General features: G+C 48.4%; 21 protein-coding genes and 1 tRNA gene. 13 read left to right on the plus strand and 9 right to left on the minus strand.

What is annotated here, in order from left to right:
* Positions 1 to 93 precede the first annotated feature (93 nt).
* The 5 genes from lolA (at position 94) to B0475_RS08555 (ending at position 3,415) form a co-directional block, all read left to right on the plus strand.
* On the plus strand, positions 94 to 729 hold the full coding sequence (lolA, locus tag B0475_RS08535; RefSeq protein WP_157892811.1) for an outer membrane lipoprotein chaperone LolA: 636 nt from the start codon (positions 94 to 96) through the stop codon (positions 727 to 729).
* Positions 730 to 741: 12 nt separating this feature from the next.
* Positions 742 to 2,037: a replication-associated recombination protein A gene (locus B0475_RS08540; protein WP_077411393.1), complete on the plus strand. Its 1,296-nt coding sequence runs from the start codon at positions 742 to 744 to the stop codon at positions 2,035 to 2,037.
* The gene (gene crcB, locus B0475_RS08545) at positions 2,034 to 2,396 is read left to right on the plus strand and encodes a fluoride efflux transporter CrcB (protein ID WP_157892812.1); all 363 of its coding nucleotides are present in this window, start codon (positions 2,034 to 2,036) and stop codon (positions 2,394 to 2,396) included. Before B0475_RS08540 ends, crcB begins: the two co-directional genes overlap by 4 nt.
* The gene (locus B0475_RS08550; RefSeq protein ID WP_157892813.1) at positions 2,393 to 3,319 is read left to right on the plus strand and encodes a TolB family protein; all 927 of its coding nucleotides are present in this window, start codon (positions 2,393 to 2,395) and stop codon (positions 3,317 to 3,319) included. Before crcB ends, B0475_RS08550 begins: the two co-directional genes overlap by 4 nt.
* Before the next feature lie 20 nt (positions 3,320 to 3,339).
* Positions 3,340 to 3,415: transfer RNA gene (locus tag B0475_RS08555), tRNA-Arg, on the plus strand.
* Positions 3,416 to 3,423: 8 nt separating this feature from the next.
* Here the strand turns inward: B0475_RS08555 and B0475_RS08560 are convergent.
* From B0475_RS08560 to recN, 3 genes are all read right to left on the minus strand, one after another.
* Positions 3,424 to 4,563, minus strand: coding sequence for a GGDEF domain-containing protein (locus B0475_RS08560; protein ID WP_157892814.1), 1,140 nt, complete (start codon positions 4,561 to 4,563; stop codon positions 3,424 to 3,426).
* 105 nt (positions 4,564 to 4,668) lie between these two features.
* On the minus strand, positions 4,669 to 5,805 hold the full coding sequence (locus tag B0475_RS08565; RefSeq protein ID WP_157892815.1) for a hypothetical protein: 1,137 nt from the start codon (positions 5,803 to 5,805) through the stop codon (positions 4,669 to 4,671).
* A 55-nt stretch (positions 5,806 to 5,860) separates the two neighbouring features.
* A complete protein-coding gene (recN, locus tag B0475_RS08570) occupies positions 5,861 to 7,519 on the minus strand; it encodes a DNA repair protein RecN (protein WP_157892816.1) in 1,659 nt (552 codons plus the stop codon).
* 110 nt (positions 7,520 to 7,629) lie between these two features.
* On the opposite strand from recN, the gene grpE reads away from it, so the two are divergent.
* From grpE to B0475_RS08605, 7 genes are all read left to right on the plus strand, one after another.
* On the plus strand, positions 7,630 to 8,268 hold the full coding sequence (grpE, locus tag B0475_RS08575; RefSeq protein WP_077411399.1) for a nucleotide exchange factor GrpE: 639 nt from the start codon (positions 7,630 to 7,632) through the stop codon (positions 8,266 to 8,268).
* 70 nt (positions 8,269 to 8,338) lie between these two features.
* A complete protein-coding gene (dnaK, locus tag B0475_RS08580) occupies positions 8,339 to 10,252 on the plus strand; it encodes a molecular chaperone DnaK (RefSeq protein ID WP_077411400.1) in 1,914 nt (637 codons plus the stop codon).
* A gap of 111 nt (positions 10,253 to 10,363) precedes the next feature.
* Entirely contained in the window at positions 10,364 to 11,515 is a 1,152-nt protein-coding gene (gene dnaJ, locus B0475_RS08585) for a molecular chaperone DnaJ (RefSeq protein ID WP_077411401.1), read from the plus strand.
* Positions 11,516 to 11,656: 141 nt separating this feature from the next.
* On the plus strand, positions 11,657 to 12,439 hold the full coding sequence (gene dapB, locus B0475_RS08590; protein WP_157892817.1) for a 4-hydroxy-tetrahydrodipicolinate reductase: 783 nt from the start codon (positions 11,657 to 11,659) through the stop codon (positions 12,437 to 12,439).
* 142 nt (positions 12,440 to 12,581) lie between these two features.
* Positions 12,582 to 13,028: a hypothetical protein gene (locus B0475_RS08595; RefSeq protein WP_077411403.1), complete on the plus strand. Its 447-nt coding sequence runs from the start codon at positions 12,582 to 12,584 to the stop codon at positions 13,026 to 13,028.
* A 35-nt stretch (positions 13,029 to 13,063) separates the two neighbouring features.
* Positions 13,064 to 13,888, plus strand: a complete 825-nt coding sequence (locus B0475_RS08600; protein WP_077411404.1) for a hypothetical protein — start codon at positions 13,064 to 13,066, stop codon at positions 13,886 to 13,888.
* A gap of 1 nt (position 13,889) precedes the next feature.
* Positions 13,890 to 14,813, plus strand: a complete 924-nt coding sequence (locus B0475_RS08605) for an ABC transporter ATP-binding protein (RefSeq protein WP_157892818.1) — start codon at positions 13,890 to 13,892, stop codon at positions 14,811 to 14,813.
* On the opposite strand, the gene B0475_RS08610 is transcribed toward B0475_RS08605, so the two are convergent.
* The 5 genes from B0475_RS08610 to B0475_RS08630 all read right to left on the minus strand — a co-directional run bounded on the left by B0475_RS08610 (position 14,810) and on the right by B0475_RS08630 (position 20,426).
* Positions 14,810 to 15,649, minus strand: a complete 840-nt coding sequence (locus tag B0475_RS08610; RefSeq protein ID WP_077411406.1) for a histone deacetylase family protein — start codon at positions 15,647 to 15,649, stop codon at positions 14,810 to 14,812. The genes B0475_RS08605 and B0475_RS08610 overlap by 4 nt on opposite strands.
* A gap of 165 nt (positions 15,650 to 15,814) precedes the next feature.
* Positions 15,815 to 16,297 (minus strand): hypothetical protein, encoded by a 483-nt coding sequence (locus tag B0475_RS08615; protein WP_077411407.1) that lies wholly within the window; start codon positions 16,295 to 16,297, stop codon positions 15,815 to 15,817.
* A gap of 84 nt (positions 16,298 to 16,381) precedes the next feature.
* Positions 16,382 to 17,767: a hypothetical protein gene (locus B0475_RS08620; protein WP_157892819.1), complete on the minus strand. Its 1,386-nt coding sequence runs from the start codon at positions 17,765 to 17,767 to the stop codon at positions 16,382 to 16,384.
* A gap of 31 nt (positions 17,768 to 17,798) precedes the next feature.
* Positions 17,799 to 19,301, minus strand: a complete 1,503-nt coding sequence (locus tag B0475_RS08625; protein ID WP_077411409.1) for an alkaline phosphatase family protein — start codon at positions 19,299 to 19,301, stop codon at positions 17,799 to 17,801.
* 15 nt (positions 19,302 to 19,316) lie between these two features.
* Positions 19,317 to 20,426 (minus strand): deoxyribonuclease II family protein, encoded by a 1,110-nt coding sequence (locus B0475_RS08630; RefSeq protein ID WP_077411410.1) that lies wholly within the window; start codon positions 20,424 to 20,426, stop codon positions 19,317 to 19,319.
* Between the two features lie 302 nt (positions 20,427 to 20,728).
* Between B0475_RS08630 and B0475_RS08635 the strand changes: the two genes are divergently transcribed.
* Entirely contained in the window at positions 20,729 to 25,213 is a 4,485-nt protein-coding gene (locus B0475_RS08635; protein ID WP_077411411.1) for a molybdopterin cofactor-binding domain-containing protein, read from the plus strand.
* Here B0475_RS08635 and B0475_RS08640 read toward each other — a convergent pair whose 3' ends face one another.
* Complete coding sequence (locus B0475_RS08640; RefSeq protein ID WP_232781863.1) at positions 25,214 to 25,477, minus strand: RNA-binding S4 domain-containing protein; 264 nt, start codon at positions 25,475 to 25,477, stop codon at positions 25,214 to 25,216. It lies immediately after the preceding gene.
* Between the last annotated feature and the right edge of the window lie 152 nt (positions 25,478 to 25,629).

Here is a 25,629-nt window from a genome sequence, read left to right on the forward strand (position 1 = left end):
TCGAAACCCAACGATTTACCACCGCTGAATTAATTTAGCTTATGTTCAGCTTAACGGTATAAAATGAAGTTACTTTTGATTATTTTGAATGTCATGTTGATTAAAAAAATTGGATGTGTGTGCTTATTGATGATTGTGGGTTATGCAGCCCAGGCACAAAATGCTGATCCTGACCCGCACAAACTCCTGCAAGCGCTCAGGACAGATCTGCAGGGACTGACTGCAGCTTTCAAACAATATGAACTGGACGAGGGAAACCGCCAGCTTGAAATCAATACCGGCACGGTATGGATGCAGTCACCTGATAAATTTCGTTGGTTGTATAAGGACCCCATTGAACAATTGATTGTGGCCGATGGTGAACAGGTCTGGGTCTATGATGAAGACCTTGAGCAGGTCACTGTTAAAGAACAGGATAATGCGCTCAATCCCATTTATGTCATCATCAATGATGAGTTATCGAATCAGCATTATGACATCAATTATGAATTATCTGTCCAGGGAATTGATTGGGTCAGTCTGACACCCAAGGTACCTTCTGAAGAAGTCAAATCTGTGTGGCTTGCTCTCGAAAAGAACATGGTCAAGCAAATCAAGGTGTTTAATCAATTCGATCAAGTGATGGTGTTTGAGTTTTATCAGACAGAAAAAAACCCCAAGCTGGCTGCTGATTTGTTCAGTTTCTCTCCACCAGAGGGTGTGGATGTGATCAGGGCCATTGGCGATTAATGGTTAACGGCCTTGTTTGACTCAGGACAATCCGCGGCGTATCAGCCACTGGCTGACCGGTTAAGACCAGCAAAATTGTCTGAAGTGGTTGGTCAGGAGCACCTGGTGGCGACCGGGAAGCCTTTGCAACTGATGCTGGATGGGGGGCACCTGCATTCCATGGTGTTTTGGGGCCCTCCGGGTACCGGTAAAACCACCCTGGCGAGAATCATCAGCCAGCAATTGGATGCCCATTTAATTAACCTATCTGCGGTATTGTCCGGGGTCAAAGACATCAGACAGGCGATTGAACAGGCCAGACAAGTGCAACCCCGGCGGACGCTGTTGTTTGTGGATGAAATACATCGTTTTAACAAATCTCAGCAGGATGCTTTTTTGCCGCACCTGGAAAGTGGCCTGATCACCTTGATTGGCGCCACCACAGAAAACCCTTCGTTTGCCCTCAACAATGCCTTGTTATCAAGGCTGAAGGTGTACATCCTTAAGAGCCTCGATCAGTCCGCACAGCAACGCTTACTTGAGCAGGCATTGGATGTCATGGATGAAGGGATTGTTTTGTCTGAATCGCAGCAGAAGACCTTGATCAGGGCTGCAGATGGTGACGGCCGGAAATTGCTCGGTTTGCTGGAGATATTACTCGATTATGTGACCGATGGTCAGGTGGCCGATGAAGATGTGATGCTGGTCACGGCAGGGCAAACCCGTCGGTTTGACCGAGGCGGTGATGAGTTTTATGAGCAAATTTCAGCGTTGCATAAATGTGTGCGCAGTTCTCACCCTGACGCTGCCCTGTACTGGTTGGCGCGGATGATTGATGGAGGTTGTGACCCCCGTTACATCGCCAGGCGTATTCTTCGCATGGCGGCTGAAGACATTGGCAATGCCGACCCCAGGGCACTTTCCATTTGTTTGGATGCCTGGCAGGGATACGAACGACTGGGTTCTCCTGAAGGAGATTTGCTACTGGCACAGGCGGTGACTTATCTGGCCAGCTGTGCCAAATCCAATGCGGTTTACACCGCTTTCAAAGCGGCAGGTTCTGATGTGAGTATATTCGGCACCCAGGCTGTGCCTATGCACCTCAGGAATGCGCCCACCCAATTAATGAAAAATGCCGGTTATGGAAAGGGATACCAATATGATCATGATGTTGAAGGCGGGATTGCTTTTGGGCAAACCGGATTTCCGGATGACATGCCCGAACAGGTCTATTACCTACCCAAAGACGCAGGATTGGAATCCAGAATTGCTGACAAGCTTCAGCACATCCGTGAATTGAGAAAACAGCCACAGAGGGATTCATCGTGACTGCTTTATTCGCTGTGGCAATGGGTGGGGCTTTGGGCGCGGTCTTGCGATTTGGAACCAATCAGGCGGTCACTCATTGGTTGGGTTTACCTTTGTTCTGGGCGACCTTGCTGGTGAATGTCCTGGGTTGTTATTTAATGGGCCTGGCTTATCAGTATTTTATTCAACAGGAAATCTTCAGTGATGCGGTCCGCTTATTTGTGACTGTAGGGCTGTTAGGAGCGCTGACCACGTGGTCAACGTTTTCTATGGAAACCGTGCAAATGATACAAAACGATCAACTGGGCAAAGCCGCGTTATATACGTTGGTGACCGCAACCGGTTGTTTTTTGGCCTTTTGGCTGGGAGTGAAATCTTGAAAACACGTATGTTGATGGCCTTGATGATGGTTGGGCCAGTATGGGCCAGTGATCCTCTGGATAAACCAGCAGTGAATGCAATTGATCAGCCTCCAGCACCACCAGGTTCCGAAGTGATGATGTTTCAGCTTGATGCTGATCTACACGGCAGGCCGGTGATCGGTCAGGCCACCAATGTCAGCCAATCGCCAGGCTATGATTCACAACCGAAATTTTCAGCGGATGGGCAGAGGTTGTACTTCACGCATTACCAGAACCAACAAATGGATATCCATCAATATGATGTAAGCAGTGGTCAAAGGTCGGCCTATTTACTGACATCTGAGAGTGAATATTCGCCCACACCGATACCGGGCACTGAATTGTTAAGTGTGGTGCAGGTTGACAGTCAGGGAGATCAGTATCTGGTGTTGTTGGATCCCACAGCAAAGCAAGGTGATCAGGCTAAACGCTATTCAGACATCAAGCAAGTCGGCTATTTTAACTGGACCACCGGACGAAACCTGTGGTTGTTTAAATTGGCAGATCAAGGTGGTGATCTGTACTGGCTCAATGAGCAGAAGCAACCCCGTTTGGTGACCCGTCACGTGGGTCGCTCATTCATCACCAATGCGGCTCAGGACACTTTGTATTTTGTTGATAAAAAAACCATGCCTTGGCGCATCAGATCGATCAGTGCAGCACATCCTGAAGTCAGGGATGTGATGGCTTTGCCGGTGGGTGTTGAAGATTTCACCCTGGATGCCAATGATCGGTTTTGGGCTGGCCGGGGCCATACGCTGTTTGTCAGTGATGACCAGCAGCGTTGGTACATTGCGCATGAATTTGATTTACCCGGCTTGGGTCATATCAGCCGTGTTACCACAGACCCACAGCTCAGGTATCTGTCGGTGGTATTTGCAGAACAGCCTGACAACGAATAGAATAGCCGTTCACCAAATAAGCGCCCGTAGCTCAGTGGATAGAGCAACCGCCTCCTAAGCGGTAGGTCGCAGGTTCGACTCCTGCTGGGCGCGCCATGGCTTAATCAGGCCAGGCTGATGAAATCACTGTGTTTATCCACGCTGCTGATGGCTTGCTTGCCAGCGATCACATAGCCGTTTTTGCCATTGTTTTTGACTGTATACAAGGCCTGATCTGCCATTTCAATCAGGGTTTTGATGTTGTATGGCTCATGGGCGTGGTTGATCGCCACCCCAATGGATACCCCCAGCTGTGTATCCGGCGCTTTTTCAGAGAGTGCAGCGGTGATGCATTCAGTTTCATTGATAATGGTCTGGCACACTTTGTTGATGTGATCTTCCGTGGAATCGTACAACAGCACCACAAATTCATCGCCACCAAAACGGGCTGCCATATCCAGAGGTCTGCGACACAGGTTGTTGAGGTTGCTGGCCATTTTGATCAACACATGATCACCTGTTTTATGCCCCAGCGTGTCATTGATTTTTTTGAAGTGGTCCAGGTCCACCAACAGCACGGCGTATGGCTTGTGTTCACGACTGGAGTGTTTGTATACCTGGTCAGATGATTCAAAAAACCTTCGCCGGTTATTCAATCCGGTGAGGTTATCAGTATTGGCTTGCTCATTGATTCGTTTGACCAATTTGGAGTTGGCCAGCAGGATTTTGGCACAGATGTGGTTCATGAATACACAGCACCCGGAAAACAACAGGTAAAACACAGAAATAGAGATGATCTCATCAATCACCATGCCGGTCGAAAGGTAAGCGTTGGCTGCGACTACAATGATAAACACTGAACTGATAAAAGAATGCAGCAACGGCATGACCAGAAGGATACCTGCATAAATCAAAACAATGGTCAGCCCGATGCGCGGGAAAGTGAATGCATTCTGGTGAGCGATCTGGATGATTTCTGCGTGACCAATGCCAATCACCGAGATACACACTGCAGAGATCAGAAAAACGGTTTCTTTGGACAGCACACCGGTTTTTTGCAGATGGGTGGCGCCGATCAATAGCACGAAGGGCAGCAATTGATAAATCAGTCTGGCAGCCATGGCTTTGTCCAGTGATGCTCCGCTGAACCGCATCGTGTCTAAATAGAAGAATACCCCAAGGCTAAACGCACCAAATAACAAGGCCCACCAGCGGATTTCAAAAACCTGCTCAAAATAATACCCGGGATTATAGGGTTGATTCACTCAGCCTCGCCACACACTTTTCACACGACTACAGTGTAGCATACATACTTTGGGGAAAGTATGTGCGCTCCACAAAAGTGCCCAGGTGATGTTTTTGGACTGCAGTTATTCAGGCTGTAGTGGGCTGATACAATCCTGAGGGTTGATTCGGCCGGGGTTTTGGCTGTTGTGCTTCCGGTACATATACTCAGCCAGCTGTAACTGCAAATCCCATTGGTTGATGGGTAACAACCTGATCCGTAATTGTTCTGCATCAAACATGCCATCAAGCAAGGAGTCACTGCGGGCAGCCTTGCGCAGGCATTGCACTGCATCCTGATAAACCTGCTGTTTATCGGCCACCACTTCGGTCAGCTCTGGTCTTTGATTGATCTGGTTGACGGCCATCAACAAGGCATAACCGATGCCCCGGGCAGCGAATGTATCGCTGTGATGGATCAGAATCTGGGTGATTTTCAGACAGGATTCAGTGAATTGCAGATTCAGTTTGCAAACCTCAAACAAGACTTTTAAATCGGCGGGTTCATGTAAATACAGGTATGACATTTTGATTGCAAAATGCAGGTAGGTCCGGATGTGGTTGTCGAGATCCAGGCGTTGCTGATCGGTCAAACCAGACAACAAGACCTCATCTTTTTTAAAGGCTTCAATGGCACTTTTCGGCACGGGGTTTTCTGCCAGGAATGCATCTACGGCCATTTGAAAATCCGATGTCAGGTATAGGTGCTGATGGTTGTACTGACTGACAGCCATCAGGCGCAGGGTGTTGATCAGTAAGTCATCGTTTTGTTCGTTGTAGGCGACTTTCAGAGGATGCAGATATGCCAGTAGGTTTTCAGGGTTGGACTTGATTAAATCGGTGAGCAACCGCTGCGTGTCACAATAATCCCTGAGGGCGGTTTTGTTGCACCAATTGAGTAACAGTAACTGAGTTTGAGTGGTGAGTTCATTGCTTTGAATCAGTTCGTTGAGCACCACCATCTGCGCTTTGAATTGCTGATTGGCTTCGTTATTTTCCTCCTCCTTGATGGCCGGTAGGGTGCCGTTGATCATGGCCAATAAGCCCAGGGTTTTGTGATTGTTGTTGTCAGATGCCAGTAGCAATTCGTGCAGTTGCAGGTGCCACGTCAGGTATTCCTGTTCGGCAGCTTCCATGGATTGTTCTGCGGCTTTTGTTGTCTCAGAGGTGGCTTGTTCGCTTAAAAGTAACATCAGTACAGCGCTGGTTAACAACAGTTTCATGGGTTTCTCCTGCTCATGCGACAGCGGAGATTCACCCCGCTGCAATGCGAAAGACTTATCCGGTTTTCAAAAATTCCCTGGCTTGTGCGAGGGTGGCTTCTGTGATGGTCTGGCCACCTGACATTCGCGCCAACTCTTCAATTCGTTGGTTTTCATTCAGGTGTTCGATTTTCGAGGTGGTGTGTTTGCGATTGCTGGACTTACTGACCAGCAAATGATCATGGGCATGCCCTGCCACCTGAGGCAGGTGGGTCACTGCAAAGACCTGGTTCTGTTTGCTGAGTTGCTGCATGATGTGCCCAACCTGTTCGGCTGTTGCGCCGCCAATTCCAGTGTCCACTTCGTCAAAGATAAACACCTGGTGCTGGTTTTTTTGTTGGGTACTGACTTCAATGGCCAGTGAAATCCTTGATAGCTCACCACCGGAAGCTGTTTTGCTGAGCGCCTGGGCCTGCTGGCCTTTGTTGGCCGCAATCATGAATTCCACCTGGTCATTACCGCTGGCTTTCGGGCTGTTCTCCTGCTGGTGGTTGATGGCGATGCTGAAGCGGGCTTCAGGCAGGCCCAGATTCTGAATCATGGTGGTGATGTCAGTGGCCAGGGTGCGGGCGGTTTGTTGTCGTTGGGTAGAGAGTTTGGCCGCCAGCTCACGGTAATTGGTCAGCGCTTCCTGTCGTTGCCGGCCTGATTCAACCTGCTGTTGACTCAGGTCAGCGTGGGTGTTGAGGGTGTCGGTCAGTTGTTGATGATGCTGGTGCAGTAGTTCCGGCATCACTTGTTGTTTTCTGGCCACCTGTGAGATGAGTTCGATGCGTTGTTCCAGCTCCTGAAGATGGGCCGGATCATCGACGATGCCGTCTGCCACTTGCTGCAGCTGCTGGCTGGCTTCCGCTACATTGATCATTGATTCTTCCAGCATTTGACAAATTTCGCTGAAGTCATGCCCGCGGCTGTTTCTGAGGGTGCTGATGACCTGGGCCAGTTGTTGTTCAACACTGTGTTCTGAGTCACTGATCAGTTGCATGGAATCATCCAGACTGCTCATCAATTCGCGGGCATGGGCAGCGGTTTTCAGTTCATCGTGTAATTGTTCATATTCAGTGGGTCCCAATGCCAACTGGTCGAGTTCTGCCAATTGGTAATTAAGTAACTGAACCTGTTCTTCTGACATTGAACCTGCTTCTTGCAAAGCCTGAATTTCTGCCTCAATGGTCTGTAGCTGGTCAAATGCCTGACGGGTTTGTTTCAGCAACAGTTGATGATCACCTGCCAGATCGAGGATATGGAGTTGCATGGCCGGTTTCAGCAATCTGATTTGATCATGTTGGCCATGGATCTGAACCAGGTATTGGCTGAGGTCTTTGACCAGACCGGTGGCCATGGGCCGCCCATTGATCCATTGTTTGCTGCGTCCCTGCTGATTGAACGTGCGACGCAGTACCAATTCATTGTCCTCTCCCAGTTCCTGGTCCTGCAGCCATTGGCGGGCGTTGGGGTTCTGTGCCACATCAAAGGTGGCAATGATCTCACTGTGTTCAGCAAAGGGGCCAATGGTCTGAGAATCCGCGCGGTTACCCAAGGCCATTGACAATGCACCGATGATGATTGATTTACCGGCTCCGGTTTCACCGGTGAACACTGACATGCCAGAATGAAAATCAATTTCCAGTTGATCAATCAGTACGAAATTTTGAATGTACAGGGATTGCAGCATGGGTGATGGTCTGTTCCTAGAAATGAGTTCTGTAATTTTAACTTCACTGCCTTGAATTGTCATCTCCAATCACCATATCACTGCCATTATTAACAGCTACACAATTGATTATGACAGAGGAACAGGTAAATCAGAACAGTCATCCGGACCAGGACGAAACCATGACCGGTGCCGGTGAATCAGGTCAGCAGGATAACCAACCATCAGAAGATGATGAAGTGGTGATTGCTGAATTGGATGACAATGAGTTATCAGCGTTGGAACAAATGCAAGCCAGAATTGAAGAACTGGAAGCAGAACTGGAAGCCAAACAGGCAGCCCTCACAGAAAAAGAAGATGAGGTCTTGCGGGTGGTGGCTGAAGGCATGAATTTGCAAAAACGTTTGCAGCGGGATATTGATAATACCCGGAAGTTTTCCAATGACAAAATCATCAAAGCCATGATTCCAGTGATGGACAGTTTCGACAAAGCCCTTGAAGTGGTTAATGATGACCAGTGTGAAGTCACCACAGAAGCCATGATTGAAGGCACGCAAAATACCCAGAAATTGTTTGCCAAAGTGCTGGAAGACAATGGCATTGAAATCATCAATCCAGTGGGTGAAGCCTTTGATCCTGAGCAACACGAAGCGATGAGTATGGTGCCATCTCCTGATCATGAGAAGAATACCATTGTCAATGTGTTCCAGAAAGGCTATTTACTCAATGGCCGGGTGGTCAGAGCAGCCATGGTTGTGGTGGCTCAGTAGCTTGAAAAATTCATCACTGACCATAGATAGTGATCAGTTTACAAATACAGCGTTTTAGAGGTTTATAAAAATGTCAAAAGTAATAGGTATAGATTTAGGAACCACCAATTCCTGCGTCGCCATCATGGAAGGCAAGGACATCAAAGTCATTGAAAATTCAGAAGGCGACAGAACCACCCCGTCCATTGTGGCGTTCACCGATGAAGGTAAAACCATTGTCGGACAATCGGCCAAAAGACAGGCGGTGACCAATCCGGAAAACACATTGTTTGCGATCAAACGACTGATTGGTCGTAAGATCAACGAAGAAGTGGTCAAAAAAGACCAGGACATCGTGCCCTACAAAATCATCGGTGCTGACAACGGTGATGCCTGGGTTGAAGTGCGTGGCAAGAAAATGGCTCCTCAGGAGATTTCTGCCCGAATTCTGGAAAAAATGAAATCCACTGCTGAGGATTACCTCGGTGAAGAAGTGACCCAGGCCGTGATCACGGTTCCTGCGTACTTCAATGATTCTCAACGTCAGGCCACCAAAGATGCCGGTAAAATCGCCGGTCTGGAAGTTAAACGCATCATCAATGAGCCAACCGCAGCTGCGCTGGCTTATGGAATGGATAAAAAAGGCGGTGATCGCACCATAGCTGTTTATGACCTGGGTGGTGGGACCTTCGATATTTCCATCATTGAAATCGCTGACATCGATGGCGAGCAACAATTTGAAGTATTGGCCACCAATGGTGATACATTCCTGGGTGGTGAAGATTTTGATAACCGCGTGATGGAATACCTGGTTGCTGAATTTAAAAAAGACCAGGGTGTTGATTTGAAGAACGATCCTTTGGCCTTGCAGCGATTGAAAGAAGCTGCTGAAAAAGCCAAAATTGAGTTGTCGACCCTCGATCAGACGGAAGTTAACCTGCCATACATCACGGCCGATGCTTCTGGTCCAAAACACATGAATGTGAAAATCACCCGTTCCAAACTGGAGTCGCTGGTGGAAGATTTGGTGAAACGCACTGTTGCACCATGTGAAACCGCCATCAAAGATGCGGGTGTTTCATTGAGTGAAATTTCTGATGTCATCCTGGTGGGTGGCCAGACCCGTATGCCAGCAGTGCAAACCATTGTTGAGCAGACTTTCGGTAAGAAGCCGCGCAAAGACGTGAATCCTGATGAAGCAGTCGCCATGGGTGCTGCCGTTCAGGGTGGTGTGTTGTCCGGTGACGTCAAAGACGTGTTATTGCTTGACGTAACGCCACTGTCACTGGGTATCGAAACCCTGGGTGGAGTGATGACTAAGCTGATTGAGAAAAACACCACCATTCCGACCAAAGCTTCACAGGTATTCTCAACGGCAGAAGACAATCAGTCAGCTGTGACTGTGCATGTGTTGCAAGGTGAGCGTGAAGTAGCCAGCGCCAACAAATCTTTGGGTCAGTTTAACCTGGAGGGCATCAGTGCTGCTCCACGTGGCATGCCACAGATTGAAGTGACTTTTGACATTGACGCCAATGGCATCATCCACGTGTCAGCCAAAGACAAAGCCACGGGCAAAGAACAACGCATTGAAATCAAAGCCGGTTCAGGTTTGTCTGATGATGAGATCGAAGCAATGATCAAGGATGCCGAGTTGAATGCTGAGAAGGACAAAGCCTTCCAGGAAATGGCTCAGGCCAGAAATGGTGCTGATGCATTGGCACATTCAACCCGTCAGATGCTGGATGAGCACAAAGAAATCATTGAAGACGGTGAGAAAGCCGCCATTGAAGCCGCCATTGAGCAACTGGAAACTGCTGCCAAGGGTGATGACAAAGCCGCCATTGACAGTGCTTCACAGGAACTGCAAACCGCGGTTCAGCCAGTGATGCAAAAAGTCACTCAGGCAGCTCAGGCGCAACAGGCCGGTGGTGAAGAAGCATCATCCGGTGGCGATGATGATGTGGTTGATGCTGAGTTTGAAGAAGTCAACGACGACAAGAAGTAATGGTAGCGCATCGGCAGCAGCGGGCTGTCGGCTACCGCAAGATGTAATGAATACCGTCCTGGATGATGAGTCCGGGGCGGTATTAACCCATAAGAAGACCTGAAAAAAAACATGGCACAGAAAGATTTATACGAAATACTTGGTATCCAGAAGTCGGCAACCCAGGCTGAAATTAAAAAAGCCTTTAAACGCACGGCGATGAAATTCCACCCGGATCGCAATGCCGATGATCCTGATGCTCAGGATAAGTTCAAAGAAGCTCAGATGGCTTATGAAATCCTCAAAGATGAGCGCAAACGGCAAATGTACGACCAATATGGTTTTGACGCAGTCAGTGGTCAGGGCGGAGGCCAGGGTGGCCCTGGCGGTTTTGGTGGTGGATTTCAGGGTGATGTGGGTGATATATTTGGTGACATCTTCAGTGACATTTTTGGCGGCGGGAGACGCGGCGGTGGCCGTTCTGCTGGTCCGCAAAGGGGACGTGATGTTCAAATCGAGATGACCGTTGAGCTTGAAGAAGCAATCAATGGCATCAACAAGGAAATCGCCATTCCCACCATGGTCAGCTGTGAACCATGTCATGGCAGCGGTTCAAAAGATGGTGAAACCAAAACCTGTCAGACCTGCAATGGCATTGGTCAGGTTCGTATGCAGCAAGGCATGTTCTCTGTGCAACAGGCCTGTCCGGATTGTCGTGGAAAAGGTTCCATCATCAGCAATCCTTGTGGTTCATGCGATGGTCAAGGCAGGAAAAAGGAGAATACCAAGCTGAATGTAAAAATTCCTGCTGGTGTTGACGAGGGTGATCGCATCCGTTTATCCGGCAAGGGTGAAGCCGGACCACAAGGTGGACCAGCCGGAGATTTATATGTCGACATTCATGTGTTGCCACACAAGATTTTCATCCGTGAAGGTGATTCACTGTATTGTGACATGCCGATTGAATTTACCACTGCTTGTTTGGGCGGCGAAATTGAAGTACCAACCCTGTCGGGTAAAGTAAAACTGAAAGTGCCCGCCGAAACCCAGTCAGGCAAACAGTTCCGTTTGCGCGGCAAGGGCGTCAAGTCAGTTCGTTCGCACAGCACCGGCGACCTGTATTGTAAAGTGACTGTTGAAACGCCGGTGAATTTATCTGCTGAACAAAAAGATTTGCTTAAGGCGTTGGACAAAACCATCAGGGACAGTGGCGATAAAAATAACCCACGTCGAAAAGGCTGGTTTGATAACGTCAAATCTTTTCTGGACAAAATGACCGGCTGAGATCAGCCACATGATGCAACACATCAAGTCAGCCGAGTATTTCGAGCTGGCTTTTTTGTTGGTTTTTTTATTGATTTTGGATGCATATTGGCAAAAAAAACCATATATTTAGCATACTCATTTAACCCAATGGATCTGAACATGCCTCAACCCATTAATGTGATTATCTCCGGAGTTTCAGGCCGCATCGGAAGGCGCTTGCTGAAACTGGTCATTGACCAGCCTTCATTTAAACTGGTGGCTGGACTGGTCTCACCCAACAGCAAACACCTGGGCAAAGATTTGTCATTGCTGCTCAATCAGGATGGTTCAAACCCAACCGGATTGCTGGCCATTGATTCATTGGCGGGGGTCAAGGCTGATGTTGTGATCGATTTCAGCCAGCCGGATGGTTTTGATGAGTTGGTCGATTACTGTGTGCTCAGTCAGATAGCGTTTGTCAGTGGCACGACAGGGTTGAATCAGGACAGTTTTGATCGTTTGTCACAGGCGGCAAAATACATTCCAGTGATGTGGACTTCAAATTTTTCACTTAACATTCAAATCATGAAAAATCTGTTGCAAATCCTTCGTCAAACCAATGAAGATGGGGTGTTCAGCATCACTGAAACTCATCACATCCACAAAAAAGACATGCCATCCGGGACAGCCATTTCTTTGGCACAGGCATTGTCACCTGAAAGTAACATGACGAAAGTGGCTGCTGATGCATTCCAATTGGGTGATGTGGCCATCAAGGCCATTCGTGAAGGTGAAGTGCCTGGAATACATGAAGTCACCTGCCAGCTACCTGCTGAAACCATGACGTTCAAACATGAATCTCACGATCCGGCCATTTTCGCTCAGGGTGCACTGAATGCAGCAGCCTGGATTCATGGAAAAACCAGTGGCTACTATGATCTGAACTCAGTATTAATGGGTTGAATCATTTATTTAAACGCCATTCACAGTTCTGCTGAATGTCATTTGATGGCAATTGTGTTTTGTATTTTTCTGTGCTTAAATCATATCGGGAATTTAAGAATTGATTCTTAAAAATAACGATAAATATAAAGAGGAGATCACTATGAGAGTAGCAGCTGGGGTAATTTTAATCATTGCGGCGGTATTGAATTTATTGGCGTCATTGGGCTATCTGGCCGGTGGAGCGGCCACCACAGGTGTGGCCAATATGGCAGAGTCAGGTTATGTTCAGGGGCAGGAACTCACCGCAGAACAAAGGGCTGAGCTGGAAGAAATCCAAAATGAAGTGGGCGGATCTGGTATTGGTTTGATGGCTTTTGGGGTGTTTTTACTGGTCAGTGTCGGTATCTTAATTGCCGGTGCGGTGTTTCTGTTTCAGGATAAAAAGCCGCAATTTATTATGGTCGCCGGGGCCATGGCCATATTGGCTGAGGTCATCGGGATATTGATCACCAACTTCGGGGTGACCAACATTCTGGGCCTGGTCGGTGGAGTATTGGCCATCATCGCTGCCAAATCAATGGGCGGCGCACCAGCACCAGCTGAGTAAATCAATCACATGATGAACCATCAATACGAGCCGCAATGAATACATTGCGGCTTTCTCAGGTCAGGGTGCTGACCAGACAAGATCTTTACTATGCTTTTCACAGTACCAGAGGATTATTGTTTTTGGTGTTCTTCGGGGTTTTTTGGCTGTGGATGTTTTCTAAGTTGGCCGGTGGTTCAGCCCAATGGCTGGCTAACCCTGAAGGCAGTTTTGTTATTGGCTGGTTATTTGATCCCCAGGTGGCGCGTTCTTTGTTCACTGATCGGTCAGCGACTTTGTCGGCTTATTTTTTACTGGCGGTGTCTACCGTACCATTTTTTGTGTTGTTTGCTGCCAGTGATCAGACAGCCAATGACATTGGCACCAAATACCTGCGCTTTTTGACTCCACGTTGTAACCGGTTGGAAATATATGTGGCCCGTTTTCTCGGTGCCGTGATACTGATCTCGCTGGCTTACTGCGCCGTTACCCTGGTGGCCGTAATCATGGCCAGTGTGGTTGATGATGTCAATCTGGCCGGGTTGTTGGTGGATGCGATGTTGGTTGTGTTGTCATTGATCACTTACGCATTGCCGTTCATCGCCCTGATGTCACTGTGTTCAGTGGTGGTGGGTTCTGCCGGGTTATCAGCGTTGGTTGGTATCAGTGTATATGTGGTGGTGTTGGTGATTGTTGCGGTGGTTGGCATTCGCATGCCAGATGTGGCTGATGTGTTGGCTTATTTGTTACCTAATGCCACCAAAGGGCTGATCATGCAGTTGCAATGGAGTACCTGGCTTCAGGCCCTTGTGCTGATACCGGTTTATGTACTGGCTTATGGTTTCATGGGCTGGCGTATTTTCAAAGGCAGGGACATCTGATATGGATCAATCCGTCATCCAAACCACCCAATTAGGCAAAAACTTTGGCCCCACTCAGGCATTGGTGGACATCAATCTGGATGTCATTGCCGGTATGACCACCGGATTGGTTGGTCCCAATGGTGCGGGTAAAACCACTTTGTTTTCTCTGTTGTGTGGATTTTTGAAACCATCAGCAGGGAGCATCAAAGTGCTTGGTCATGCTCCGGACAGTCCCTCCATACGTGGCCGCATCAGCATCCTGCCACAGGATGCCTCACTGTTGAAGTCATTACCGGTTGGTCGACAATTGTCCATGCTGGCAGAATTACAGGGAATGAATAGGCCCGCGGCTTTGGAAGAAGCGAAAAGGGTGATCAAGCTGGTCAACTTGTATGAATCATTCAACCAGTTGCCAGAACGGCTCAGTCATGGCATGTTAAAACGCATCGCCATTGCCCAGGCATTCATCGGTTCACCTGAAATCATCATGTTGGATGAACCAACTGCAGGTCTTGACCCCAATACCACAGATTCCATCAAATCAGTCATCAGACAATTGGGCAAACAGGCATCCATCATCATCAGCTCACATAACCTCGAAGTGATTGAAGACCTGTGTCAACAGATCATCATCCTCCGCAAAGGACGATTACATTCACATGAAGCAGTGGCAGAATTGACAGCCCGCACCAAAGCGCTGACTTTTAAGCTGGAAGCCGATCCACCAGAGCAGGTTGAGCAGCTGTTTAAACAGCTGACGGCGGTAACTGACGTGAAAACGGGGGCCCCGGGACAGCATAGGTTGGTGGTCCGGTTCAATGATGAACAGGATCCAATGGCAGAAATAGAAATCATTAAATGCCTGGCCACTGCGGGAATCGCCTACCGTGAAATGGTTCGTGGTGAACGGCTACAGGATTCTGTGGCAGAACGTACCCGTTAACTGAATAAGTCTGCGGCGGTTTCAAACACCAGGGCATGTCTCCTGGCCAGCGCAGCCTGGTTTTTATCATATCCGCCACCAATCACAGTGGCCACTGGAATGTGCTGTTCCCGAAGTATGGAAAGCACCAATTGTTCCCTTCTGCGAATGCCCTCAATACTGATGTTGAGGTACCCCAGGCCATCTTCAGCATAGACATCCACACCTGCATCATAAAAAACCAGGTCTGGTTGACTGAGCTGTAAAGCCTTTTCCAATGTATCACCAACCACTTGTAAATAATCTTCATCAGTCATGCCTTTGGGTAAACCCACATCAAGGTCGCTGTCTTGTTTAAGATGAGGAAAGTTTTTTTCACAGTGAATGGAACAGGTGAACACCCTTGGTTCGTGTGCCAGGATCGACGCCGTGCCATCTCCCTGATGAACATCGCAATCAAAAATAAGGATCTTTTTTGCTTTGTCCTGGGCAAGCAGCGCTTTGGCGGCAACCGCCAGGTCATTGAACACGCAATAGCCCCTGCCGTGGTCATGATATGCATGATGGGTTCCGCCAGCCATGTGGCAGGCGATGCCGTGATTCAGGGCAATGGCACCGGTCATCAGAGTGCCATTGGGTGAAATCATTGAGCGTTTCACCAGATCAGTGCTCCAGGGCAGACCCATTTTGCGCAACTCTTTGCCAGTCAGTTGATTGTTTTGAAAGCGATGGATGTAATCGCTGGCATGGGCCAGTTGGAGCACCTGTTCTTTAACCCGGCCTGGTCTGAATACATTATGCTCTTTGAGAATGCCCGTATCAGCCAGGCAACGGTACAGTTGTCGGAACTTATCCATTGGAAAGCGGTGAGTGGCCGGAAAATGGAAAGAATAAAAAGGGCTGTAAATCAGGGGGATGCTCAAGGTTTCACAGGTGCTGGTTTAAACTTACGATCTTACCAGTTATGCGGTGAAACAGGGCGTGAAAAAAGAGGCATAGGTAAACGCCTCTTGATTTTCTGCTTATTGTCCTGTTGGCTGAGATGCGGTGGTTCCAGTTCCCAGGTCAACGCCACTGAGTTTTTCAATGCTGTCGAGGAACATTTTATAAATCGCCAGTTGTTGTTCAGCATTGGCGTTGCTGTTCATTGACAGTTCGCAGGCCCGGTATAACATCTCTCTGGCGATCAAAACCATGGGACTCAACCCACCGGTACTGACTGCAGATGACCCATCAGAGCCGCTGATGGTGTCATTGTTCCCAGCGATGTTGGCACCCAGTGACAATGAACCATTAAAAGTCGAAGCCACATCAGGATCAGGTTCCAGGCACAACATGTGTTGATTGCCGTTTGGTTGCAGGTAGCTGTTAATGACATCCGGGTGGTTACTGATCACGGTGATGCCATTGGCTTCCTGAATTTCTGATTGGACATCAATTTTTTCCTGTGAAGTGGCACAGGCGTTGAGCCATAAAATTGCAATGAGTGTGCTGATGTGTTTCATATGATCCCTCTTTTTTTTTAACATGTTACCAGCCGGTTAGCTGTGAAAGCAACCGGCTGGTCAATCTGCATAACCATACTGAATTTATTCAGGGGATCTGCTGACTGGTTTGGCCACTGTACCAAATTCAATTGCCCAGTATCCGCCTTCGCTGTTCTTTTTGGCATCAGCAAAATTTTGCAGGCTCATGGCCACTTGTAAAGAAAAGTCGGTTGAATAAGCCCTGGGATCTGCTGGTGTGGCAGCAGGAACGTTTTGAAAGTATTCCATCCAGGCATCATCGCCGGCACCAGGTGGAGGGGCAAACCCACTGGTGACAGTGGCATTGGGCGGCACCAGTGCGGTGTAAGCCGGATACTCAGATGCTGAGTGACAGGACATGCATGAAGAAGTGTTCAAGTCAGCAGGTCCGTTCAATCGCATTCCCCAGCCTAAATGCTGTGGTGGCAGGTCAGGTGAAGGGTTGATCACTGACTGCTTGATGTTGGGGTTGGTTTTGGTTTCGGTGTATGGGTAGGTGTTAATGATGTTGTCCCGCACATCAGGATCGTCACCCCAGGTCAACCCAAGCGGAACCAGGTTATTAAACCGGCAGGCCATGTCATCTTCCTGTCCGGCACAGTTCCGGCCATTCAACTCACCATTGTAAGCAAAGGTGCCCAGTACCCAACCCATCCATTCATCTGCACGGGTGTCTCTGACCATGATGTCCATTTGTAATAAGCGCAATTGGCGGACTTCACGATTGGGAGAGTTCCAGCTTTCAGTGATGTATCCCTGCCATTGAACGGGGTTCTCCAGATAGGGAACACTGTGATCATCGGGCTGGACATCGGCAAACAACAGCTTACAAAAAACCGTACCTTCAGGAAACCCGCCGCCGAAGCGTTTATCAGTGGCCCTGGGGTCAGGATTATTCTTGTCTTTCCACATTTTGCCCATGGTGTAGCCTGCATATTCATTGATCAGGGTGATGGCATATACCTGGTAGTCATTGGTTTGGGTGTTGTGTAATTGGTAGGGGCCAACTGGTGCCTCCTTGATCAGGCCATTGAAACCTTCAGTGCCGCCATTGGGTGGAAAGGTGTCTGAACTGGGGTGTAACCAGGGAATGTGGTACCAGTCACGCTGTTTGTTGGTGTGGGGATTCCATTTGGGTAAATTGCCCGCAAAACAATAATTTTTGATGCTGTCCATGTAAGCAGCCCAATCTTTGGTGAAATCAATTTTTAATACCTCGGGCAATTGCCTCTTGTGTGGCTTTTTGCTGGGAAAGTCGGTTTTCAAGCGGAACACCGGATGATCTGAATAATTGGCTTCATAGTCACTCATGGACACCATGTAACCAAAATCAGGAAAACCGGAAAAGTCCCTGGGCATCGGCTTGTGTTTGTGGTCATCGGCCATGCCCAAACCGGGCAGGGCCAACAGGGCCGCCATCGATAGCAGTGTGTGTCGTTTGTTTTTCATGTTAAAACCCCTCTTTAAGTAGTTAATGTTGTTATTGTTTTTGATGAAAATGTTGGTGATAGGCCCGATGCAGGTAGTCATGTACTTTTTCATCGGGATGACGCTTGATACCTGAAATTTTGTGTAACACTTCAGCTGAATGAGTTTGAATGTCGTTGTTTTGGTCCATGTCAACCGGTTCTCCCAAAGGCAATGGGTTAACGGTCGGAAAGTCCGTTCTGGGATCGTTGAGTGTCAGCAGGCAGCTCAGGTCTGGAGCTGCTTTGTCTCGTTCTGTGAGGTGACCTGGTAAGTCGAAACAGTTATAAACGGTTTTGATCACGGAAGTGTGGTCGAATGGCGTATAGCCTGATGGCCGGCCAATCAGTCCTTTCCTGATGTGTGGGTTGATCACCACCGCAGGTACTCTGATGCCCATGCGGTTAAATAGAAATCCATCCTGTCCCGGGGTGCCTGGATAACCGTCTGGTGGTGTGGCTCCGGGGGGTGCCACATGATCAAAACAACCGCCGTGCTCATCATAAGTGATGACCAATAAAGTTTCATTGAATGCAGGTGAGTTGACCACTGAATCATAGATTTTAGCCATCAGGTGTTCACCCGGAGTGATGTCCTGAGCCGGATGTTGGTCATTTTGCAAGGGCCCTGAAAACTGAGGTTCTAAAAAACTGTAACTCGGCAAGTTGCCGGCTTTGGCATCAGCGTAAAACTGTTCGATACCGTGAAAGTGGTCATCATATTCAGGATCTTGTAATTGGGTCATGATGGTCCGTGTCAGGGAAAACTGTTTGCCATCAGATGTGCCACTGTAGATGCCCCAGTTGAGGTCATTGCGGCCTTTGTCCATGTTGTCCTGAATAACCTGATAAATGGTCAGTGCATCACAATCAGCGGTGGGTTTATTGTTGACAAAACCAGTGGAAGTCGCGGCATGGATAAAATCCCGGTTAGGCAGTGTCTGACTGGGCACAGAACAATGCCAATGATCACAAACCGCAAAATGCATCGCCAGTGTACTTAATACCGGTGTTTGTTCTGGAGTGTAACAACACATGATGTTTCGGGGATCTGTTGGGGTGTCGCCAAAAGAGTATGTGCCATATAACTGGGCATTCAGGTAATTATTGACAAAGCCCATGTTGGTTGGCTCAGGTGGGTAAAGCAGTGCCACATTGTAGTGCTCAAACAGTTGGTGGTTGGTGTCTTTGTAGCCTTCGCCAGGATCGGGGTCCGGATAGTTCATTTTCACCGGATAATTCAATTCTTTGAGTTTTCGGGGGCCAAAGCGGGGTGCTTCGCCGTTTTTTCTGACAAACACCTGTTCGGTGAATGGAATGCCATCGGTATCGATGTTGTTCAGTGGATTCCACATGTTGTCACTCAACCCTTCAAAATGTTGGCCATCAGGGGGGCTTTGTTCGTCATATAACCAGCCCAGCAGGTTGTCAAATGATCGGTTTTCCATCATCAACACCACAATGTGTTTGATTTTTTTCAGGGCTTCGGGATTGGGTTTCAGGTATTGGTCAGTCATGTGATTCTCTGTGTGTTAATCCTGGTCAGGGTTGCTAAAAAGTTCAATGCCTTGCAAGGCTTGCCATAATGAGTTGTTGCGAAAACCAATGGCCCCGCCACCCCGTTTTTCCTGGGAAGTCTGGCGATTGATGTCGGCCACAAAAACCAATGGTGTTTTTTCTGCTATGCCCCATTTGCTGTGGTCATGGGTGTATTTCCATTCTGAGTCGATGCCCAGGTTTTTCAAGGTGACAAACTGGATGTCTTTGGCATGACCATCATCATCAAAATCATTGACTCCGGGCAGGGTGCCGCGCCGCCAGGTTTCGACATCGGCAGTGATTTTCAAGTCATGGGCCACCAGATCTATCCAAAAATCATCATCCCAGGCGCGGTTTTTCGCGTAGCAAGTGAATGATTCCCCGGCTCTTGAGTGAAAAGGCAGCACCGAAGGAGTTTTGGTTTTCGGCCAGGTTTTGGCGTTTACCAGAGACCTGATCGGACTGTTAGCTGACAATGTATCTGGTAATCTGGGGCTGTAAACCTGTGGCTGCTGCTGAGCGAGCATTTGAGCCGCCAGTAGTTCAGCGGTTTTCAGGTCTTTGAGGGTGATGGCCAGCATGGTTTGGCCGTAAATACGTTCGTCATCGGGAAACCGGGTATTACCAGGTAACGGCCAGCGAGGTGTTGAATGTAGCAGCCACAATGCAGTGTCTGTTGCTGTGTCAAACATGATCAGACCCTTGGTGTGACCTTTGCTGCCATCATCATGACCGTTACCCAACACCTGTTCAGGAATTTCATCATTGTAGTAAAACCAACCGACCGAATCTGGAATTTGAGTTTGGTCTATTTGCGCCAGGGTTAGTTCAACCGCACTTTGAGGATCAGTGAGTAACTTTTGTGACAGCCTCAATTGTTTTGAATTGGCATCAAAATACAGGTATTGATAGCCGGCTTCGGTAGGATCGGTTTTGGATATGTTTCCCGCGGACTTTGGTAATTTATAGATGAACCACCAGTCGATGTCTTCCCCGCTTTTATCTTTTTTAACAGATATCATGTGCTGTTCGTCAGTCGTTGAATAAATGGGAATTTGAGTGACGTTTCCGGCATTGATGGTGGAATCCCCCCAGTCCTCCATAACGCCTGTTGACACCAGTGAACTGTGAGTTGATCTTTGTCACTGATTTAAAATTATTGTGTGTTTAAATGTGCGGTAAGTCAATAAATATTGAAAAATAAAAATGTCTAAAAATGTATTTGAATAGTTGGTGCAAACTGAAACAATATATTTTAATATAAGCAGGACAAGCACTTAGAAGACTTTCATTGATCTCAGGTGTTGTGTCATGGATGCTTACACTGGAACAAAGGGGAATCTGATTTAAAAAGCAGTTCATCAAAAAAAACAACAATAATTTAAATCCAATTAGGGGGAATATCATGACGAACAACATACAGTTTTATCTCAATGGTGAGGTCACCACCGTGCATAATCCAGACCCGGATTTGTTGCTCATCGATTACCTGAGGTCACCCGAAGTAAGCCTTGCAGGCGCTAAGAAAGGCTGTGGTCAGGGTGGTTGTGGTGCCTGTACTGTGATTTTGTCTGAATGGGATGAGGTGCAAAACAAAGCCAACCACCGGTCCATCAACTCCTGTTTACGGCCTGTGTGTTCGTTACATGGTTTAGCCGTTACAACGGTAGAAGGTACCAGTGAAGTGAACCGGCTGCCAGCAGAAAACCTGCAACACGTGCAGGCACCAACCCGGGGAGGCATACCATTTGGAACCACGGACAACAAGGCCGTTAAAACGGCCAAAAAAATTGCCTTAAATATCCGGCAGACAGCAGTGGTTTCAGGGGGTGAAAAAAAATCAAAGCATCAATTAACTGATTGCACCCATATGAATCCGGTGGCTTACCGCCTGGCGGAAAACAATGGTACACAGTGTGGCTATTGCTCAACTGGTTTTGTGATGAACATGTCGGCATACCTGGCCAACAACCCCAAACCCACCAAAAAGCAAATTGAAGATGCATTTGATGGCAACATTTGTCGTTGTACCGGTTATCGGTCGATCCTCACGGCCATGAAGACCTTCGCAATAGACTGGACAGCTGAAGATGAAGCTGCGCGGATGAAATGCCTGATGGATGACCAGGTGGTCGGACAATGCGTGGACAAAACCGTCCGTATTCCGTTTCCTGAGGGAGCCTCGCAACCCGTTGAACCAACGGCGGTTGATAACCACAAACAACAGTGGCTGATGCCTCGCAATACTGATGAGTTGCTGAGTATTTATCAGGATCATGATTTTTCAAAAATATACCTTATCCATGCCAACACGTCATATGGGGTCTACACCGAAGATTTCGAAAAAACCCCGGTACTGGTTGACATCAGACTGATCAAAGAGCTGTATGGTATCAGTCATGATCAGCAGGTCCTGAAGGTAGGCGCCGGCACCACATACACGGATTTTTTAAACTACCTGGCAGACCATGCTGATCACTGTGAATTGGGTGAGCCAAATGCCTGGACTGCATTGCATTTCATGACCCATCGCACGGCCGGAACCATTGTCCGCAATGCGGCTACTCTGGCTGGAAATACACAACTGGTGCTGAAGCACATCATGTCGGCAGGTGTTGACCCCTTTCCTTCAGACCTGTTCACTGTGCTCAGTGCTTTGGAAACAGAGCTGGAATACCTGTTGTTGACTGATGGCAGCCGTCATCGTCGTAACGTCAATGAGTTGGTTCAGCAACTCAAAGAAGATCAGGCAATGGCCAGTCAAATCCTGTTGTTGAACTATCACATCCCTTTGCACAATGATGGAAGCTTGGTACAGGCCCAAAAAGTGGCCCTCAGAGACATCAATGCCCACAGCATCGTCAACACCACTTCTGTGCTGGAAGTGGCCGATGACCTGACCATCACAGGGATCAATCTGACCTTTGGCGCGATTGCCCCGTATCCATGGCGGCCGAGAAAAACGGAACAGATGTTATTGGGCCAAAAACTCAGCCTCGATGGTTTTAACAAAATTGCCAATCACCTGTGTAATGAAGTGCTGACCACCCTGAAACAATGGGAACAGCGCATGAGTGGTCTTGAATATGAAGGTTTCAGTGATGAGTACCGGGCTGAACTGGCGGTGTCTTTTCTTTATAAAGCCCTGGTGGGTGCTTTGATTCAGTGTGATGAACGGGCTGTGCCACCAGAGGAACGTTCGGCTGCTGAAGTGAGTTGGGGACGTTGGCCTGTCAGTGATGGCAGGCAATTTTATAAAAACCAGGCATACAAGGCGCCTGTTTCAGAGCCTTATGTGAAACTAACGGCTTTGTACCAGACCTCTGGCCAGGTACGTTATACCCATGAGTTTGAAGTCCCGCCAACGGCAGTCAATGCCTCATTCGTTCAATCAGAAAAAGCGCTGGCCACATTCAGTTTTAAGCATCCTGATACAGGCCAAACTGGCTTGAGCGCCGCTGATTTGGCTGCGGTGATTAAGGTTAAACACCCTGAATTACTGCGGTTGGTGACCGCTGCTGATGTACCGCCCGCTGGTTTGAATGATCAGGGCATCGGTGCTGATCAGCCCATTTTTGCTGATCAACAGGTCAGCTATGTGGGTCAGTCCATTGGGTTGGCCATAGCCCGCAATGAACGGGCTGCCAACCGAATTGCCAAATACATCACTGAACACTGTGTTGATTACCAGAAAGTGGACTGGGCACCTGAATGGCAAAACCCGGTCTTGGGGCTGGACGATGCCATCAAACGGGAAAGTATTTTCCCTGATCAGCCCAAGTCAGCCAGTTACGTGTCGCACATCTGGAAAATCGTCAGGAACGACAGTGATTTGTCCTGGACTCAGGCGCGTGAACCGTTGGATAAAACCATTTCGCACAGAACCGTAGCAGTGGATGGTGCCTCTTGTCAGGTGGTGGAAAACAACATTTCATGCGGTGGGCAGGTGCACTTTTATATGGAGACCCAGTCCTGTGTGGCCTTGCCTCTTGAGGCCGAGCGGTTTCAGTTTCACCCTTCATCACAAAGCCCGATGGGTATGCATCAGACGGCTGCATCCGTGCTGGGTCTGGAGCAAAATCAAGTACAGGTGGATGTGCGTCAACTGGGGGGTGGTTACGGTGGTAAGACAGAGCCGGCTAAATTCGTCATTGGTGCTGCCGCTGTGGCTGCTGATGCTTTGCAAAAACCGGTCAGGCTGGTGATGCCCAGAGACAGTGATACCAGTATGACAGGTAAACGTCACCCCTATTATGGTCAATATCAGATTGCCATTGATGATGGCAGAGAGGACCCTGATAAAAAAGGTTTGATCAGGGGTATGGATGTGAAATTCTATGGAGATGGCGGTGCTTTTTATGATTGTTCATTCATTGTCTCTAATTGCATACAATTGCGGGTAGACAATGCTTATAAGGTGCCCAACTTCAGCAGTACGTTGGATGTGTACCGAACCAATACCGCCCCCAATACTGCATTCCGGTCATTCGGCGATATACAAGGCAAGATCGTTACTGAAAATGCCATCGATGATGCGGCTTATTCCATAGGCATGGACCCTGTGGAGGTCCGTGAAAAGAACCTCTATCGGGTGGGTGATGTGACCCCTTTTGGACAAGCCTTGACGTATTGTTACATCCGGGAAGTCTGGCAATACCTCAAGAAACAGGCTGACTATGTCAACCGCAAAACAGCCGTCGAAGAGTTCAACAGCCGGAATAAATGGCGTAAGCGTGGTATTTATATGCTGCCGGTGAAATACGGCTCTGGCTACAACCTGGTGCAACTGGAACAGGCCAGTGCAGTGGTGTCTGTGTATTCCAGTGATGGCACGGTGATCATCAACCAGGGTGGCGTAGACATGGGGCAGGGCATGATGACCAAGGTGGAACAGATTGCCTCTTATATTCTGAATGTTCCGATGGATATGATTCAGATACAGTTTGCCCGTACTGATGTGATTCCCAATCCCACCAGTACAGGAGGTTCAACCGGAACAGCATACAATGGCCTGGCCATCAAGCAAACGTGTGAAAAACTGCGGGCCAGACTGACTGAATTCGGTCAGCAAATGCTTAAAGAGAAGGGCAATGACTGGTGCCATGAGCATGGCATCGATTTCTGGAATTATGGTGAGCAAGGTTGGGCTGCACAAGCAGAGGGTTCAGATCAGTTGATCTGGCAACGCCTGATCACTCTGGCATACCAGCAGCGCGTCAGTTTGGTCGAAGCGTTCAATGCCAAGGTGCCTGGTGGCACAGCAGGTGTGCCGGTGATGGAATACAAGCCAGAGGACCAGCAAAAACCGATTCCAGGTATTGAGCTGGCCGGTGGGCCGGTGGGCGGTGAAGTTGATGGCTTTTGTGGGTTTACCTATTCAGCAGCCTGTGCTGAAGTGGAAGTAGACATCCTCACCGGTGAGGTTAAAATTCTGCGTGCTGATCTGATGTATGACATGGGTTGGAGCATCAATCCAGCGTTGGATATCGGCCAGGTTGAAGGGGCCTTTATACAGGGCGTGGGCTATGTGATGACTGAGAAACTGGTGTTTGAGCCCGAAGGTGATCATCAGGGCAGACTCAACACAGTTAATACCTGGCGGTACAAGCCACCTGCCATCACCAACATTCCTTTGGAGCTTAATGTGCACTTGTTCCCCAGGGATTTAGCGGACCATGTTCCGGAAAATCCCAACGAATTGATGTCTGCCAAAGAAGTGGGTGAGCCACCTCTGGTGCTGGCCAGCAGTGTATTTTTTGCCATCAAATCTGCGGTACGTGCTTCACGGCTTGAACGTGGGCTGGATGGATTGTTTCACATGGATGCCCCTGCTACGGTGATGGAAGTGCGACAGGCCTGTGAGGTCAGTGCTGACGATTTGAACAGTTGATCAGCTTTTGGGATTGAATTCAATGGTGTATGATTCGCCATTGAATTCAATCACATCACCTGAATTGATTTTTTTTCTTTTGCGCAGTTCGGTCATGCCATTGACTGTCACCAAGCCTTCATCAATCACCATTTTGGCTTCTCCACCGGTACCGACCAGGCCTTCAAATTTAAGGATTTTATACAGTTCCACGGGTTCGCGGTTGATGATGATCACAGTCATGGGTATGTAACGTTTTGGATTGAGCACAGTATACCGCAACATGGCATACAGTACCTCGCTGAGTATGGTGCTATAATTCTTTTCCAGAGCTGAGGGTCAGCTCGACCCGTTGATTTGATTGGTGAACGAATGCGAAGGCTGATACCTCAAACCCGTGCGACAGTACCTGCACTTATGTACGCCAATCAGACAGT

This window comes from Marinicella sediminis, from assembly GCF_002000055.1.
In the GTDB taxonomy this organism is placed as follows: Bacteria; Pseudomonadota; Gammaproteobacteria; order Xanthomonadales; family Marinicellaceae; genus Marinicella; species Marinicella sediminis.

What these genes read in the sequence shown, in the direction of transcription:
- lolA (WP_157892811.1), top strand. Translation starts at nt 94, where the DNA reads ATGTTGATTAAAAAAATTGGATGTGTGTGCTTATTGATGATTGTGGGT.
- B0475_RS08565 (WP_157892815.1), bottom strand. Translation starts at nt 5,805, where the DNA reads ATGAAACTGTTGTTAACCAGCGCTGTACTGATGTTACTTTTAAGCGAA.
- recN (WP_157892816.1), bottom strand. Translation starts at nt 7,519, where the DNA reads ATGCTGCAATCCCTGTACATTCAAAATTTCGTACTGATTGATCAACTG.
- grpE (WP_077411399.1), top strand. Translation starts at nt 7,630, where the DNA reads ATGACAGAGGAACAGGTAAATCAGAACAGTCATCCGGACCAGGACGAA.
- dnaK (WP_077411400.1), top strand. Translation starts at nt 8,339, where the DNA reads ATGTCAAAAGTAATAGGTATAGATTTAGGAACCACCAATTCCTGCGTC.
- dnaJ (WP_077411401.1), top strand. Translation starts at nt 10,364, where the DNA reads ATGGCACAGAAAGATTTATACGAAATACTTGGTATCCAGAAGTCGGCA.
- dapB (WP_157892817.1), top strand. Translation starts at nt 11,657, where the DNA reads ATGCCTCAACCCATTAATGTGATTATCTCCGGAGTTTCAGGCCGCATC.
- B0475_RS08595 (WP_077411403.1), top strand. Translation starts at nt 12,582, where the DNA reads ATGAGAGTAGCAGCTGGGGTAATTTTAATCATTGCGGCGGTATTGAAT.
- B0475_RS08600 (WP_077411404.1), top strand. Translation starts at nt 13,064, where the DNA reads ATGAATACATTGCGGCTTTCTCAGGTCAGGGTGCTGACCAGACAAGAT.
- B0475_RS08605 (WP_157892818.1), top strand. Translation starts at nt 13,890, where the DNA reads ATGGATCAATCCGTCATCCAAACCACCCAATTAGGCAAAAACTTTGGC.
- B0475_RS08610 (WP_077411406.1), bottom strand. Translation starts at nt 15,649, where the DNA reads ATGGATAAGTTCCGACAACTGTACCGTTGCCTGGCTGATACGGGCATT.
- B0475_RS08615 (WP_077411407.1), bottom strand. Translation starts at nt 16,297, where the DNA reads ATGAAACACATCAGCACACTCATTGCAATTTTATGGCTCAACGCCTGT.
- B0475_RS08620 (WP_157892819.1), bottom strand. Translation starts at nt 17,767, where the DNA reads ATGAAAAACAAACGACACACACTGCTATCGATGGCGGCCCTGTTGGCC.
- B0475_RS08625 (WP_077411409.1), bottom strand. Translation starts at nt 19,301, where the DNA reads ATGACTGACCAATACCTGAAACCCAATCCCGAAGCCCTGAAAAAAATC.
- B0475_RS08630 (WP_077411410.1), bottom strand. Translation starts at nt 20,426, where the DNA reads ATGGAGGACTGGGGGGATTCCACCATCAATGCCGGAAACGTCACTCAA.
- B0475_RS08635 (WP_077411411.1), top strand. Translation starts at nt 20,729, where the DNA reads ATGACGAACAACATACAGTTTTATCTCAATGGTGAGGTCACCACCGTG.
- B0475_RS08640 (WP_232781863.1), bottom strand. Translation starts at nt 25,477, where the DNA reads ATGTTGCGGTATACTGTGCTCAATCCAAAACGTTACATACCCATGACT.